This is a genomic window from Rhodococcus sp. NPDC056960, assembly GCF_042674125.1.
Lineage (GTDB): Bacteria > Actinomycetota > Actinomycetes > Mycobacteriales > Mycobacteriaceae > Rhodococcus_F.
Genome location: NZ_JBHURF010000010.1, coordinates 215,031 through 229,426, shown reverse-complemented (window position 1 = coordinate 229,426; position 14,396 = coordinate 215,031). Strand labels below are relative to the sequence as shown.

At 67.0% G+C, this 14,396-nt stretch carries 13 protein-coding genes and 1 pseudogene; 10 read left to right on the top strand and 4 right to left on the bottom strand.

Annotated features, from left to right (window positions below; all coding sequences use genetic code 11):
- Positions 1-126 precede the first annotated feature (126 nt).
- From ACFTWF_RS18145 to ACFTWF_RS18135, 3 genes are all read left to right on the top strand, one after another.
- A complete protein-coding gene (locus ACFTWF_RS18145) occupies positions 127-1,305 on the top strand; it encodes a PucR family transcriptional regulator (RefSeq protein ID WP_378462574.1) in 1,179 nt (392 codons plus the stop codon).
- 76 nt (positions 1,306-1,381) lie between these two features.
- Positions 1,382-3,322, top strand: a complete 1,941-nt coding sequence (locus ACFTWF_RS18140; RefSeq protein ID WP_378462573.1) for an acyl-CoA thioesterase/BAAT N-terminal domain-containing protein — start codon at positions 1,382-1,384, stop codon at positions 3,320-3,322.
- On the top strand, positions 3,322-4,623 hold the full coding sequence (locus ACFTWF_RS18135; protein WP_378462572.1) for a glutamine synthetase: 1,302 nt from the start codon (positions 3,322-3,324) through the stop codon (positions 4,621-4,623). Before ACFTWF_RS18140 ends, ACFTWF_RS18135 begins: the two co-directional genes overlap by 1 nt.
- Here ACFTWF_RS18135 and ACFTWF_RS18130 read toward each other — a convergent pair.
- A pseudogene (locus tag ACFTWF_RS18130) lies at positions 4,624-5,843 on the bottom strand (fatty acid desaturase family protein). It abuts the gene before it with no gap.
- 181 nt (positions 5,844-6,024) lie between these two features.
- On the opposite strand from ACFTWF_RS18130, the gene ACFTWF_RS18125 reads away from it, so the two are divergent.
- The 5 genes from ACFTWF_RS18125 to ACFTWF_RS18105 all read left to right on the top strand — a co-directional run bounded on the left by ACFTWF_RS18125 (position 6,025) and on the right by ACFTWF_RS18105 (position 10,498).
- The gene (locus tag ACFTWF_RS18125) at positions 6,025-6,429 is read left to right on the top strand and encodes a hypothetical protein (protein ID WP_378462640.1); all 405 of its coding nucleotides are present in this window, start codon (positions 6,025-6,027) and stop codon (positions 6,427-6,429) included.
- The gene (locus ACFTWF_RS18120; protein ID WP_378462571.1) at positions 6,426-8,777 is read left to right on the top strand and encodes a WXG100 family type VII secretion target; all 2,352 of its coding nucleotides are present in this window, start codon (positions 6,426-6,428) and stop codon (positions 8,775-8,777) included. Before ACFTWF_RS18125 ends, ACFTWF_RS18120 begins: the two co-directional genes overlap by 4 nt.
- Positions 8,778-8,869: 92 nt before the next feature.
- Positions 8,870-9,514, top strand: a complete 645-nt coding sequence (locus ACFTWF_RS18115) for a hypothetical protein (protein ID WP_378462570.1) — start codon at positions 8,870-8,872, stop codon at positions 9,512-9,514.
- A gap of 95 nt (positions 9,515-9,609) precedes the next feature.
- Positions 9,610-10,089: a MaoC/PaaZ C-terminal domain-containing protein gene (locus ACFTWF_RS18110; RefSeq protein WP_378462569.1), complete on the top strand. Its 480-nt coding sequence runs from the start codon at positions 9,610-9,612 to the stop codon at positions 10,087-10,089.
- A 94-nt stretch (positions 10,090-10,183) separates the two neighbouring features.
- Positions 10,184-10,498, top strand: a complete 315-nt coding sequence (locus ACFTWF_RS18105; protein WP_378462568.1) for a hypothetical protein — start codon at positions 10,184-10,186, stop codon at positions 10,496-10,498.
- Positions 10,499-10,631: 133 nt separating this feature from the next.
- Here ACFTWF_RS18105 and ACFTWF_RS18100 read toward each other — a convergent pair whose 3' ends face one another.
- Positions 10,632-10,994 carry a VOC family protein gene (locus tag ACFTWF_RS18100; RefSeq protein WP_378462567.1) on the bottom strand — a complete coding sequence of 121 codons (363 nt, stop codon included), beginning with the start codon at positions 10,992-10,994 and terminating at the stop codon, positions 10,632-10,634.
- A gap of 148 nt (positions 10,995-11,142) precedes the next feature.
- Positions 11,143-11,295 (bottom strand): hypothetical protein, encoded by a 153-nt coding sequence (locus ACFTWF_RS18095; protein WP_378462566.1) that lies wholly within the window; start codon positions 11,293-11,295, stop codon positions 11,143-11,145.
- Between the two features lie 122 nt (positions 11,296-11,417).
- On the opposite strand from ACFTWF_RS18095, the gene ACFTWF_RS18090 reads away from it, so the two are divergent.
- The gene (locus ACFTWF_RS18090; protein WP_378462565.1) at positions 11,418-12,119 is read left to right on the top strand and encodes an alpha/beta fold hydrolase; all 702 of its coding nucleotides are present in this window, start codon (positions 11,418-11,420) and stop codon (positions 12,117-12,119) included.
- 78 nt (positions 12,120-12,197) lie between these two features.
- Positions 12,198-12,638 (top strand): SRPBCC family protein, encoded by a 441-nt coding sequence (locus tag ACFTWF_RS18085; protein ID WP_378462564.1) that lies wholly within the window; start codon positions 12,198-12,200, stop codon positions 12,636-12,638.
- Positions 12,639-12,645: 7 nt separating this feature from the next.
- On the opposite strand, the gene ACFTWF_RS18080 is transcribed toward ACFTWF_RS18085, so the two are convergent.
- Complete coding sequence (locus tag ACFTWF_RS18080; RefSeq protein ID WP_378462563.1) at positions 12,646-14,319, bottom strand: plasmid pRiA4b ORF-3 family protein; 1,674 nt, start codon at positions 14,317-14,319, stop codon at positions 12,646-12,648.
- Positions 14,320-14,396: the final 77 nt, after the last annotated feature.

Genomic DNA, 14,396 nt, shown 5'->3' with positions numbered 1-14,396 from the left:
ACACTGATTCTCGTCCTGTTCCGTGCGCCCACGCCATAGGCCGCGGCTGTCAATCCCGTCGCGGGCGCTATGCCATCGCACAAAACGGCTATGGCGCGGAGTACCCCGGGTGGATAGTCTTGCCGGATGACCGTCAGCCCGGACGTCGCGCCGTCGCCCACCGATCTCCTGGGATCGATGCTCGAATCCGTCGAACAGTTGTCCGAGGAACTCGTCGCCCGCATCCTGTCGGCCGAGCACGGGTACGTGGAGGCGACCCTGCTGACCCCCGAGCAGCTGTACGCGGCGTGCGTCGACAATCTCGAGGCGATGCTCGGCAACCTGTCCGGCAGCGCCCCGATCCGGCTGGAAGCGGCGCGGGCGGCGGGGCAGCTGAAGGCCGAACAGGGTGTGCCGCTGGCGGCGCTGTTGCACGCGTTCCGGCTCGGCGGCCGCCTGATCTGGGACGAACTGATGAACCGTTCCGAGGGCCGGGCCACCAACGCCCTGCTCGACATGGCCGCCCAGGTGTGGGCGCTCGTGGACGTCTACTCGGACAGCGCCGCGGAGGCGTACCGGGAGACCGCCGACATGCGAGCCCGCGAGGACGCGGAGTCGCGTGGCCGGCTGATCCGAACACTGTTCGGTGACCACACGGCCAATCCGGCGGGCGCCGCCGACGCGCTCCGCACGTTCCGGATTCCGGAGAACAGCACGTTCGTCGTCGTGTCGGTGGAGGCGGCGGCCCCGTCCGCCGCGGACGTCGTGCAGTCGGACCTGCGCGGCGTCGGTGTCGATTCGGTGTGGGACTCGGAGGTCGACGGCCGGATCGGGCTGCTGTGGGCGGCCGGCGCCGAGGTCCTGGAGCCCGCCCTCGACGTTCTCGGCCGCACCGGTCACGGCCGGATCGGGGTCAGCTCGGTGTTCGGACGCCCCGGCGGAACCAGCGACGCCGTGGAGCAGGCGCGGATCGCCCGCCGGTGCGCCGGGCACGCGGGCGGCCCGATCACCCGCTACGAGTCGGTGCCCGTGTCGCTGCTGCTGGTCAGCGTCCCCGACGCCGGGAAGCTCGCGTCGAGCCAGATCCTCGGCCCGGTGCTCGCCCTGCCCGCCGAGGAACAGGACAGCCTGCTCGCCACCCTCGACGCCTGGTTCTCGTGCCGCGGCTCCACCACGGCGGCGGCCACTCAACTGCACTACCACCGCAACACCGTCCTGTACCGGCTGCGCAGAATCCACACCCTCACCGGACGCGACTTCTCCGACCCCATCGACGCCGCCGAACTGTACGTCGGCCTGCGGGCGCATCAGCTGCTCGGACGCTGAGCCGGCTTCGGCGATTCGGCACCCCGCGCCCGCCCGGGGACCGACAATATGGTGAGTCGAGCAATGGGGCAGGGCAATGGGATTCGTCATCGGATTTGCGCCGTGGATCGTCTACTGGATCCTGGTGGGCAACACCGGATTCGTCGCTGCCGTGGCGATCGCGTTCGGTATCGCGCTGGCCGGTCAGGTGCTGCAGCGGGTGCGGCACGAGCCGTGGCGCACCCTCGAGGTGGGGACGGTGGCCGTCTTCGCGGTGCTGCTGATCGCGGCGCTCACCCTGGACGACGCCGTCCTCGAACGGTGGCTGCAGCCGCTCGGTAACGTCGGGCTGTTCGCGATCGCGGCGGTGGGCGCCCTGATCGGCCGGCCCTTCGTGCGTGAATACGCGGAGGCCGGTGTCGACGCGCAGACCGCGGCGAGCGGCGGATTCCGGTACGTCACCACGGCGATGACCTGGATGTGGGTGGCGGCGTTCGGGCTGATGACGGTGTTCTCGCTGATTCCGCCGATCGTCGACGGCGACGCCACCCTGCGCGACGCCGGCGACACCCTGTCCGTCGTCTGTTACTGGGTGCTGCCGTTCACGCTCATGGGCGCCGCGGGTCTTGTGTCCGCGGTGTTCCCCGGCTGGTTCGAGTCGCGCTCGCAACTGCTCGATGCACAGTCGACGGACCCCGAGGTGACGCCGCAGCCGACGCCGGCCGCGGACGTGTCGTCCGGTGCCCTCGTCCTCGACGTCCCGGCGAATTCGCGCCACGACCAGGCGTTCTCGCTCGTCGTGCGCGGCGCCACTCCCGGCGCGCCGGTGACGGTCCGCACCACCGGGACCGACCTGTTCGGTGCGTGGTGGCGGTCGGAGGCCACGTTCACCGCCCCGGCCGACGGGGTGGTCGACGTCGCGGCGCAGAGCCCGGACCGCGGGGACTGGGACGTCGCGGACGGCGACGCACCGCTGTGGGCCATGCGTTTCGTGTCGCAGGGCCGGGTGCCCGACCTGTTCGTGCCCCCGCCCGACGGGTGGCTCGTCACCGTCGAGGCGACGTCGCCGGACGGCATCGCACGCCGGACGGTGACACGTCACGTGAGCGACGCCGGGGTGTTCGTTCGGCCGCTGGACGTGGGCGGACGATCCGCGCTGCTGGCGTTGCCCGCCGGCGCCGCGCCCCTCGGCGGCTGGCCGGCCGTCGCCTGCTTCGGCGGCTCGGAGGGCGGCATCGACTCGCAACGCTTCACCATCGGCATGCTGGCCGCCAACGGGTATGCCGCACTGGCCTATTCATGGGTGGACGAGTCGAACACCGAGGCGACGCTGGTGAACATTCCGCTCGAGCGGTTCGCGGATGCGGTGGCGGCGTTGGGTGCTCAGGGGTCGGTGGATGCGAACCGGCTCACCGCGATGGCGATCTCGCGCGGCGCGGAAGGTCTGCTGGCCGCGGCCTGCGCCTGCGACGTTCCCGTCGCCGGACTGATCCTGGTCAGCCCGAGTTCGGTGTCGTGGCAGGCGATCGGGCCCGACGGGGAGATCGCCGACACCCCGTCGTGGACACGGAACGGACTGCCCGTGCCGTGGGCACCGCTGCCGGGAGGCGAGCTGATGCCGCAGTTGATCGGCAACGCGTGGCGGGCGCACCGCGACATCGCCGCCCACCGCCCGAGCCTGCTGCGGCTCGGAGCCGCCTACCGTGCCGGTCTCGCCGCCGCACCCGCCGACGCGGCGCTGCGGTCCGAGGAGGCGACGCCGCCGCTGCTGTGCCTGACCGGCGCGGACGATCAGCTGTGGCCGTCGGGCGAGATGGCCACAGCTCTGCTCGACCGTCGATCCGCCGCCCACGACGAGCACCGGACGTTCGACGGTTCCGGCCACCTCATCCGCCTCGGTGTGTTTCCCGCCGACGCGCAGTGGACCGGGGGCATCGCGTTCGGGGGTGGTGGGGCCGGGCAGGGCCGGGCCCAACGGGAAGCGGTGCGCAGCGTGCTCGACTTCCTCGCACGGATCACGGCAGGGGCCCGGGCGTGATGCGCAGCGAGAGGGACGACCATGGCCGAGGGGACCGCATCGTCGGCTCCATCGTCGACATGGCCGGGGTCTCCCGCGCGAAGGTGCTGCCGATCGCGAGATCGACATCGTTCGTCGAATCCGGTGCGGGCGCCTCACCGAGTTGGAGCGTGTTCTGCATCGACGACCACCTCGCGTTCACGCCGGCGTTCTCCGTCGTGGGCGATCTTCGGCTCCGCATCGTCAGCGACGACGTGCGCGATCTGGGCAACGGCACGTACTGGGCGCCGGCGTGCCTTACCGAGCAGGACGGGACGCCGTCGCTCGCCTGCACCCGGGGCGCGTTGCGGCGGGTGACGGAGCGGTTGGCGTCGTCGGGCCTCACCGCACGGGTGGGTTCCGAGATCGAGTTCACGCTTTTCGGCGGAGTGGCCGTCGAGGAGTGGGCGGCGTACGGGCTCAATGCCGTACTCGCGCAGGAAGAATTCCTCGGACGACTGCTCGCGGCCGCCGCGACGGCCGAACTCCCGATCGAACAGGTCCACGCCGAGGCAGGACTCAACCAGTTCGAGGTGTCCCTCGCCCCCGCCGATGCCGTCCGGGCGGCCGACGACGCGGTGCTGGCCCGCGCACTGATCAGCCGCGTCGCGCGAACCCTGGGACTGCGGGCGTCGTTCTCGCCCATGCCCGTTGCGGGCGGTTCGGGTAACGGCGCGCATCAGCACGTGTCGTTCGCCGAAGGCGGCCGGCCGCTGCTGTCGGGAGGTCCGGGTCCGCACGGATTGACCGAGGCGGGTGGCGCGGCCGTCGCGGGGATACTGCGGGCGCTGCCCGACGTCACCGCCGTCCTCGCCGGGTCAGCGCTCTCGCACCTGCGGCTGCGTCCGGGGATGTGGTCCGGCGCGTACCGGTGCTGGGGTCTGGAGAACCGGGAGGCCGCCGTCCGCCTCTGCGCCGACACCGCCGGCAACCCGCACGGCGCGAACCTCGAGATCAAGGCCGTCGACCCGTCCGCGAACCCGTATCTCGGCACCGCCGCCATCCTCGGCGCCGCCCACGACGGAATCCTCGGTGCACATCCCCTCCCGGACGAGGTGTCGGTCAATCCGGCCGAACTGACCGGAGCGGACGCCGTCGACGTGCTCCCCACGCTGCCGTCCGACGTGCTCGGAGCGCTGCGGTCGTCGTCGCTCGCGCAGGACCTGTTCGGTCCCGCGATCGTGGAGGCGCTCCTGGCGGTCAAGGAGTACGAGCACTCCCGGTACCGGGACGAGCCGGTCGACGAGGTCGCGCAGCGCTTCCGGTTCGCGTGGACGCCGTAGTCAGTGACGGATCATCGCCAGCGCGGTGCGCAGCCCGCGCCGCTTGCCGGTGGCCGGGTCGACCCCGAACACTTCCTTCATCCCACCCCGGATACGGAATCGGAGTTCGGACGCCGTCTCCGGTGCGTCGTCCGCGGACGCCGACAAGAAGCGGTTGGGCAGGGCCAACTTGAGGATGGTCCGGAGGGTCAGTCCGTACTGGTGGGGGAGTGAACCCGTCGTGTACGGCAGGTCGTACTTGTCGCACAGTTCCCTTATCCTCACACCGATCTCGGCGTAACGGTTGCTCGGCAGGTCCGGGAAGGCGTGGTGCTCGATCTGGTAGCAGAGGTTGCCGCTCATGAACGCCAGCACCGGCCCGGCGTGGAAGTTGGCGGAGCCCAGCATCTGACGAGATACCATTCGGCCTTGGTCTCCCGGTCGAATTCTTCCTTGGTGAACTTCTCGGCGCCGTCCGGGAAGTGTCCGCAGAAGATGACACCGTAGGCCCACAGATTCCGGATCACGTTGGCAGTGACGTTGGCCGTCAGGGTGGATTTCCAGGCGGGCCCGGTGAGCGCCGGGAATACCACGTAGTCCTTGCCGACCTGTCGCGCGATCTTTCGTCCCACCTCCTTGGCGTTGCGGAGCGTCTCGGCGCGGTCGTAGTCGCCGCGCCGGATGCTCGCCACGTCCAGGTGGTGCAGCGCGACACCCCACTCGAACAGCAACGCCAGCAGCACGTTGTAGAACGGTTGCGCCAGATACACCGGTGACCATTTCTGGTCCCGGGTCATGCGCAGGATCCCGTACCCGACGTCGCTGTCGAGGCCGACGATGTTGGTGAACTTGTGGTGCACGTAGTTGTGCGAATGTTTCCACCCGGAGGACGGGCACGTGTTGTCCCATTCCCAGTTCGACGAATGAATTTCCGGGTCGTTCATCCAATCCCATTGGCCGTGAATGACATTGTGGCCGAGTTCCATGTTCTCGATGATCTTCGCCGCGGCCATCAGAGCGGTGCCCAGGATCCACGCCGGTCTCTTCCGGCTGCCGAACAGGACGACCCTGCCCGCAATCGCCAGCGACCGCTGCAGCTTGATCGTCCGGTCGATGTACCGCGCATCGCGGGCGCCGCGGGACTCCTCGACGTCTGCGCGGATCGCATCGAGTTCTGCACCCAGCGCCTCCACATCCGCCTCGGTGAGGTGGCTGTACTCCTTGATATCGGTGATGGCCATCTCGTGTCGTTACCCGGTTCACCCGATTCTCAATCCGAGTATCCGGTTAACCGTGTCGTGGTCACACGTCCGTGCGACGGCGTCCGCTATTCTCTGCACGGTCGCCGAGCGTGTCGGTGACCCGGTCCGGGGGTGGACCGTGAGGCAGATATCAGGGGGAAAGCCGATGTCGGTGGGCGATATGACGTGGCCGGAAAGTGTCATCGGATCCGTGGACGGAACCGATGCGACGCAGCCACCGCTGGCGAGCGTCCCCGGATTGCCGCCGGTGCTCGGGGGCCCGGAGATCGCGGTCGTCAAGGTCGACCCCGATATGCTGCGCGCGATGGCCGGTGCGCTCGGCGCCGTCGCCCGTGAGGTCGAGGAGCTGGGCGGCCGGCGGAGCTTCGACCACGCCGGCCGGGCTGTCGAGGGATCCGACACCGCCGCCGCCTGCCAGGACGCCGGAGACATCCTCGCGTCCGCCCTCGGGGTCGCCGCGAGCCGCATCGACGAGATGGCGTTCATCGCGGGAGACGGCGCCGAGAATTACGACGTCACCGACACGTCGTTCGCTGCGCAGCTGTCGGCGATGGGGGAGATGTGATTCCGCGGAGGTCGCAGCTGCACGTCTGGAACCCGCAGGACCTGACCTCGGCAGGTGAAGAGATCGGCCGGACCGCCGAAGACACGCGCAGCCGGGCGGAGGACGTCTATCGGGTTGTCGCCGATCTGGGTGGGCACGACGACTGGCGCGGCCCCGCGCAGGCGGCCGCCGAGCAGCGAGCGAACACCGAGCGCACCGAAATCCGAAGACTCGCGGACGATCTGGACGACCTGTCGCACGCGCTCGTGGGTGGCGCCGATCGTCTCGGCCATGCGCGGGATTACGTCGCGACCGTGATCGACAAGGCGGCCACCGATGGATTCGCCGTGTCCGACGACTGGCAACTCGTCAGTCAGCCGCCGACGGCGACGAGTGAGGCCGAGGCCGCCGAGCGCGCCGACCTGATGGAGTACTGGCGCAGCCAACTCGATGGGGCGCTGACGGAACTCGACAATGCCGATCGGGACATGGCGACGGCGATCCGGGACGCACTCGGCGCCGTGGCGGCCAGTGCACCCGCGTCGAACGGCCTGTCGGGGCACGAGGGCACCACGCTGGGCGAGCAGGTCGCGCGCGGCGGATCCGACATTGCGCAGGAAGTCCGCGATCGTGTTGCACGGGAGATCCTGGCCGCGGGGCTCACCCCCGAACAGGTGAAGACGCTGGCAGACGGCGGCAAGGTCACGGATGTTCCGCAGGGAACGATCGACTTCCTCCAGCAGTTCTACACCGCGGCCGGCAAGGACGGTTTCCTGGAGCTGTCGGAGCAATACGGCGAGAACGGACGCACCGAGGCCGCCAGCGCGCTGTCCAACGGTCTCGCCGTCGTGTCGAACTACAACATCGGCAGTGCCGCCGGGGACGTCGGCGGCCAGGGCCACATCCCGGAGAGCCTGCGCGGACTGTTCGAGGGGCCGGTGACGTCGACCGGCAACCTCACGAAGGGTGCGCACGACGCCCCGCAGCAGTCGTTGGTCGTCAACAACGGCCACGACCTGGCACGCTTCACCAAGGCGTTCGGTCTCGCCGACCCCGCAGTCCAGCAGGGCAGTGAGCTGAGCGAGAACCTCCTCTCCCGTGCCGGCGAAATCGCGTCGGCCACCAACGACAAGAGTCTGCTGATCGGCGACTCCTTCGACCACAACGTTCTGCGCCGCGACGGCGTCGACGCACTCCTGCAGGACATGATCGGCGTCGGCGGCCGCGACCATGTCGCCGTCCACAACATCCTGTCCGGCGAGGGAATACCGGCCGACTACAACCGCGACGACGTCATCATGCCTCTGCTCCAACGTGATTGGGTCGACGGCGGCGAACAGAACGTCGCGGGAATGTTCGACTGGATCGCCGACGACGCCCGACCCACCGATCCCTCCGATCCCGGAGAATTGTTCCGGTCGAGACAGGCCGGCGAATCGGCATTCGGGCTCGCCCAGATCCTGGCAGCCAAAGACGCCGACTTGCTGGATATCCCGGAGATGAAGGGGCAGTCCATCGGCGAGGTGAACCCTCACATCACCCAGGCCTTGGGCACATCACTCGCACCCTACATCGGCAATATGGTGGGGGTGCCCGGAGACTTCGCGGGCACTTCGGGTTTCGCCAGTCCCACCGGCGGAGAATTCGGGCTGGAGAACGCGCCCCGCCTCTTCTCGGTGATCGACTCCAACGCCGATGCAGCAAGCTACTTCAACGCGCAAGCATTCGGAATGTCGGCTCAGCTGGAGCAGGCGTGGACACTCGAAGGTCGAACTCCCGAGGTCTCGCACAACCAGTACGGATGGTGGGCAGGCAGTATCCAGGGGGTGGTGGATAGAGGTTTCGACCTAGAGTTCGCTGACCGATCGGGGGACGAATCCTCAATGAATTCATCGGGATTCGAGGACAAAGGCGTCGCGTACGACACCATTAGAACGGTCATAAGTAAGGGGGTCGAGTTCATTCCGGGTGCAGGTCCAATTATTTCGAGTGGGATTGACCTTGCGGACCCGGCATTCAAGAGCGCGGTGATGGGGGCTGTGCCCGACAACACTGCGCAATCGAATACTCAATTCGCTGACGAGGCGCACCTTGCCAAGCAGTACTACCAAATCGCGTTAGGTCTACAGGCGGCGAATGGTGGAGTGCTCGGTCCCTACGAGGGACTGGAGGAATTTCGAGATGGGGAAAACGGTCCTCTGTTGCCGTATGACAAGATCGCGGGAGACCGCCCCGCATCCACGCTCCCGATACTTGGGGCAAACCTTTCGAGCTACATAATCGACTCCGGGTACACAGGATTGGGCGAGTTCATCGACCAGATGAACGCAGGGCGCGAGTTTGCTCAGAATGCGACTGGCGGCCAGTGAATCGACATCTGGGTGCGATTGTCGCCGCGGCGTTCTTGCTGGTAGCGGGGTGTAAATCGAGTGATGCGGAGTCCCCAGCGGCTGTGCCGGCTGTGACTTACTCGGTGCCGGACAGCGTGGGTTACAACTATCGGTGGTCAGCCGACCCGGGCATCGATCTGTCCAGCCGGCCGGCGACAGTTGTACGGGCCTATATGGAGTCCTACTATCTTGCGGTCAACAGCAGCGCGCTTTCGGCCACGTACCCGGGTTTTGCGGAGGCGGTTCCACAAAAGAAGAGGGCCGACTTCGATAACCCCATAGACCCGACCGACCGGAGATATGTCGGTACCCAGTTTCAACATCTGATGTGGATGACGCCGACCGAGCATGGCTGGTTCGCCACGGTGTGCACGGGCGACTACTCGGTGATGGAAGTGGGCGAAGACGGGAAGTTCTACAACGTGGGGTCGAAGTACGTGAACGCGGAGACGGTGGAGTTGATCGCACCGAATGACCAGTCCGCGACTTCGGCAGAATCCTCCGGCTCGGAACGTGCGCCCACCGTCAATGTGTTCGGTGGTTGGACATTGGCTGAACATGCGAAAGGCGCGCGTGATCAGAACGCTTACACGGAGTGCGACTCACGCATGCCTGATGCCAGGGATGTGCGACCGCCCAAGGCGAACCTCCCGCACGACACCCCGTACCCGACGCTGGCTCCGTATCCGGGCTGGCCGCGTTATGACGAGAACTGACAGCCATCGCCTGCCGCCTGAGGAAGGGCGCTGTCACCGCCGCCCGCGTTCGGTCATATCCTCGACTGCAGTCTCCGTGTCGGGGACTGTAGCGAATGATCGGACGGTTGATAGTGGACAGCAAGTGTGACGTCGTTTACGCGGACGACCTGGTGGTCGGCGGGAAGTTCGCGTTGGGCTCGTACACGGTGACGGAGCAGGAGGTGGTCGAGTTCGCGGGGCAGTGGGATCCTCAGTCGTTCCACATCGATCGGGATTTTGCAGATGACGGCTATTTCGGTGGGCTCATCGCGAGTGGTGTGCACACCATCGCGGTGTGTCAGCGACTGTCCGCGTCGACGCTGTACGAGGGGTGGAGCGTCATCGCCGGGAAGCGGATGCGCGATGTGAACTTCCTGCGGCCGGTGCGGCCGGGTGATGTGCTCACCGGAAATTTGGTGGTCGAGGATGTGGTTCCGGACGATCGCGGACGGGCCTTGGTGACGGTTGCGGCGGAGATTCTCAACGGGTCGGGCAAGCAGGTCCTGACGTCGGTGACCGAGATGTACATGCGCTGCCGACCCGAAACCGACTGATCGTCGAATTTCTGCAACGAACACCCTCGTCGAGGATTGTTTTCCGCGTTTATGGGTACCGCCCCGTGAGGCCAGGCAACCAACGGAGGCAATTATGAGAATGGGCAGGAGAGTGGCCGCGGTGGCAGTATTCGCGGCTTCGATCGGATTGGGAGCGTCCGGTGTCGCCTGGGGTGGCACTCTCGACTCGGCGGTACCGGTACGCAGACCGGATGTCGTCCAACCGCTGCCACCGGGGTTCCCGCAGAACGGCCCGGTCGGGTGCGACGACTGGGCGGAACCCTACGAGAACAACGTGCCGCAGTGGGGCACCGATCCGTACAACCAGTTCGACAACTGGTGCGACGGCCCCGACGACGGTATCTCCTCGCAGCCGGCCAACGATCAGGGCCGAACCGTCAATCCCTGATTCGCCGGTGATCGTTCGCACGACGTAGTGGGCCGACGTGCAGTTCGGTCGTGAACCGAAACCGACCGTTCGTCATACTCGCACCCCGTAAAGCGCCAGTCCGATGATCAGCGCGACCTCGAGGGCGCGCTGATCATCGTCCGTCGGGCGGTTCGTGCAGGCCGAAAGCGGATCCCTGGTCGTCGTGGCACAGTTTGAACTTCCCGAATTTCGCCACCGACTCCGGGTCGTCGCCCAGATCGACGGCGTCGACGGTGCCGCCCAGTGCCAGCACCTGCTCGACGGCGGCCGCGAGGTCGGGCACCCGGAAGAATACGTAGGGGCTGGCTCCTTCGTCGCCGCCGTGGATGCCGCCCGGGACGTTCGGTGTGTTGATCGCGTAGCCGGACCCGCCGGGTCCGGATTCGAATTCCCAGCCGAACAACGCTGAGTAGAATTTCCGGCCCTGTTCGGTGTTGGCCACACCCAGTTCGAAGAACGACAGTTCGCCCGACATGAGCACTCCTCCGTCGACAGTGTCCACGTGACGCTACGCCGAGTTTCCGTCGGGCATGCGCGAGTGCGCGAACCAGCTGAGCGTGAACGTAATTCGCAGGTGAGCGGCGCGGAGTGCCGGGGTACGCATCGCCACTCACGGGGTTGCGTCAGGCCGCCAGCTCGTCGGCGATTTCGATGTCGATTTCCTGTTCGGTCATTCCGCCGAAGAGGTGGTTGGTGAACATGTCGGCTCGGTTCTGTGGTGGGGTAGTCGGTCCCGTCGCGGCCGGACCTGTCCGACCTATGGGGTGTATCGGCATCGGACGCTCCACCGTTTCACCCCGCACGTGAGTGGGAAAGCGTGTTCGGACGCGCATTCCCACTCACGTAGCGCTTAGGCTCGACCCGACCGTTCGTGTCCCGGAACAGGAGATGAGACGAGATGCCCGCAACCTTCGTTCTGCTGCCCGGCGCCGGCTCGGACTCGTGGTACTGGCATCGCGTCACACCGCTCCTCGAGGAGCGTGGGCACTCGGTGATCGCCGTCGACCTGCCGTACGGTGACGACGCGGCGGGGCAGTACGAGTTCGCCGACGTCGTCGTCGACGCCGCCGAGGACGTCGAGGGGGCGATCGTGCTGGTCGCGCAGTCCATGTCCGCGTTCACCGCAGCGATCGTGTGTCAGCGCGGCGAGGTCGATGTCGACCTCCTGGTTCTGGTGGCGCCCATGCTGCCGGCGCCGGGGGAGGCGCCCGGGCAGTGGTGGGCGACCACCGGACAGCCGGAGGCGAAACGCGCGCTCGATGTGCAAGAGGGTCGCGACCCCGACGCCCCCGACGACCTGCGGTCGCTGTTCTTCCACGACGTTCCCGCGGCCGTAACCGAGCAGGCGTTCAGTCAGGAGCCGCCGGTGGTGTCGGATACCCCGTTCGAGACGGTGTGGCAGGCGGACGCGTGGCCGCACGTCAAGACGCGCGTCGTCGCCGGCAGTCGCGACCGGCTGTTTCCGCTCGACTTCATGCAGCGGATCGTCCGGGAGCGGCTGGGTATCGTGCCGGAGGTCATCGATGCGGGACATCTCGCGGCCCTCGCGCGACCCGACGAACTCGCTGCCATGCTGGAGCGCTACGCGGCCGAACTGTAGGACAGGTGAGTGGCAATGCGTGCTGGAGGACGCAATGCCACTCACGTGGGGCACATCCGTCGAGAGAAAGAGCAGTAGATGGCGTTGTCGGTGTCAGGCGAGTTCGAGATCGAGGCACCTCCGGAGCAGGTGATGGCCGCTCTGGTGGAGGTCGAACGCATTCCCGAGTGGTCGGCGGTGCACAAGGAGGTCGTGGTGGAGTCGCGGTTCGACGACGGACGTCCCCGCACCGTGCGGATGACGCTCGCCGTCCTCGGTGTCTCCGACGTTCAGCTCGCCGAGCACAAGTGGATAGGGGACGAGCACATGTCGTGGACGCTTCTCGAGAGCGAGAAGCAGAAGTGCCAGGAGGGGGAGTACCGACTGACCCCCACCGCCCGCGGGACGCTGGTGTCCCTGACGATGTCGGTGGAGCCGAAGGTGTGGGTGCCGAAGTCCGTGCTGCGGCAGGGGCAGAAGCAGGCCGTCCGGCTGATCCGCAAGGGCTTCACCACGTTCGTACAGGAGAACTACGCCTGACCTCGCGCTACCCGAACAACGACGCGAACGCTGAATTGACCCGGTCTCGATCGAACGAGGTCGGATCGAGTTGCTGACCGGGGCGAAGACCGAGCCATTCCCGGATCTCCGCGTGCTCCTCGTGTCCTGGATCGGCGCTGGCGTCGATCTTGGCTGCCCAACCCCACGGCCCGCCGGAATCCTCGTACGGCGCCATGTTGCCCCCGTCGAGGCAGAGCGCGCCGGCGAAGTCGGGATGGGGGTCATCGACGGATTCGACGACGATGTGGTGGATCCAGTCGTCACCGAAGTCGTACAGGTAGGTGAGATGGTCGCCGACGGAGCCGAGCAGCATCCCGATGGGGATCTCCTCCTCCGGAACGACCGGGCCTTCCACGTCGCGGTGCGCGATGTCGTCGGCGGGGATGAAGACTCCGCCACCCGAGTACGCCGGTCCGACGGAGAACTCGTGGAGATGAGCATCTTCCCACCCGAACGCGGACTGGATGATGTCGTGGAGAGCGGCGAGCGGTAGCGTGGCATCGAGTCGAATGCGGCGCCAGACGGGAATGTGTGTGCCTTCCAACGAGATCCGCAGGGTTATCTGCGCATCCACCACGTCTGGCAGTGCGTACTCGGATTCCGAACTCGCGAGCTGGACGGCACGCAGGACGGCAGGCTGCAGCGCAGCCGGAACGCGGTAGGCGTCGTCCTTGGTCAGCCACTTCTGTTCCACCAGCGCGTCCAATCGGTCGTAGACGAAGTCATCCATGAGCGATTCGTCGTCGAGCGGCGCGTCTTCCGGCGGGGTGGGGGACGGCTCCGATGTCATTCCGGCAAGGATCACTTGCATCACGACGACGTCGGTCAGTTGCATGAGGTCGAGGTGGTCAGGTTGCGAGACGAATTGGCGGCGAACGAATTCGGTGACGGCTGCGCGAATCAACGGCAGGGCCGGCGTCGTGTGGTCGGCGAGCAGCTCCGCGTTCGGACCGCGGACCGCGCGCGTGGAGTTGACGGTGATGAGACCGACCTCTTCGGCGGTTTCCCAATACGTCATCATCTCGGGCACGTCGCGCATCGAGCGGATTTTCCTGACCCGCGGATATCCGTCCGAGTCGACGGCGAGATCGATTCCCAGCGCGTCAGCGAGACCGGGAAGGGAGGCCGGTTTGGGCACCTTCGTGGCGGTGACGGGCATACTCGTGCCGACCCAGTCGACGAGTGCGGCGAGGGCCGTGATCGCGGGAAGGGCGAGCAGTGCGCGAAGTTCGTCTTCCTCGTCCACGGTGGGAAGCGCGATGTCCTCCGGAAGGAGGACGGGTGGCTCCGGCTCGACGAATTCGAGGAGGTCCTCGATGCAGTGCGTGAAGTCCTCTTCGGTGCCGGTCCACAATCGATTCTCGTCGAGAAAGTTCAGGAACGTCAGCGTGGACGCGATGATCGTCATGGCGACGTCGTCCATGTCGTCGGTATCTTGCGCGACGAGTTCGTCGGCGACCTCGAGCAGGGCATGCGCGTCCACCGGGAGCCAGCCGGTGGCGCGGAAACCGGGGCGGGTGTGCGAGAGGTTCGTGAGTGTCGACTCGACGAGGTGCCCGTAGTCTTCCGCATCCTCGTCGAGTTCGCCTCCGCGGAGCCACTGAACGAAGCTGTCGATGAGCGCCTCGTCGACGGCGGGAGTGGGAAACAGTGGTGACACGGTGGAGCGGTTCCGTCGTTGGCGTGCCTTCTGCTTCGCCGCACGCTTCTGGCCCGGATTGCTCCTGCGCTTCGATC

Excerpts from the sequence above, each read along its gene's own strand:
- ACFTWF_RS18145 (WP_378462574.1), top strand. The coding sequence starts at position 127 with ATGACCGTCAGCCCGGACGTCGCGCCGTCGCCCACCGATCTCCTGGGA.
- ACFTWF_RS18140 (WP_378462573.1), top strand. The coding sequence starts at position 1,382 with ATGGGATTCGTCATCGGATTTGCGCCGTGGATCGTCTACTGGATCCTG.
- ACFTWF_RS18135 (WP_378462572.1), top strand. The coding sequence starts at position 3,322 with ATGCGCAGCGAGAGGGACGACCATGGCCGAGGGGACCGCATCGTCGGC.
- ACFTWF_RS18125 (WP_378462640.1), top strand. The coding sequence starts at position 6,025 with ATGACGTGGCCGGAAAGTGTCATCGGATCCGTGGACGGAACCGATGCG.
- ACFTWF_RS18110 (WP_378462569.1), top strand. The coding sequence starts at position 9,610 with ATGATCGGACGGTTGATAGTGGACAGCAAGTGTGACGTCGTTTACGCG.
- ACFTWF_RS18105 (WP_378462568.1), top strand. The coding sequence starts at position 10,184 with ATGAGAATGGGCAGGAGAGTGGCCGCGGTGGCAGTATTCGCGGCTTCG.
- ACFTWF_RS18100 (WP_378462567.1), bottom strand. The coding sequence starts at position 10,994 with ATGTCGGGCGAACTGTCGTTCTTCGAACTGGGTGTGGCCAACACCGAA.
- ACFTWF_RS18095 (WP_378462566.1), bottom strand. The coding sequence starts at position 11,295 with ATGCCGATACACCCCATAGGTCGGACAGGTCCGGCCGCGACGGGACCG.
- ACFTWF_RS18090 (WP_378462565.1), top strand. The coding sequence starts at position 11,418 with ATGCCCGCAACCTTCGTTCTGCTGCCCGGCGCCGGCTCGGACTCGTGG.
- ACFTWF_RS18085 (WP_378462564.1), top strand. The coding sequence starts at position 12,198 with ATGGCGTTGTCGGTGTCAGGCGAGTTCGAGATCGAGGCACCTCCGGAG.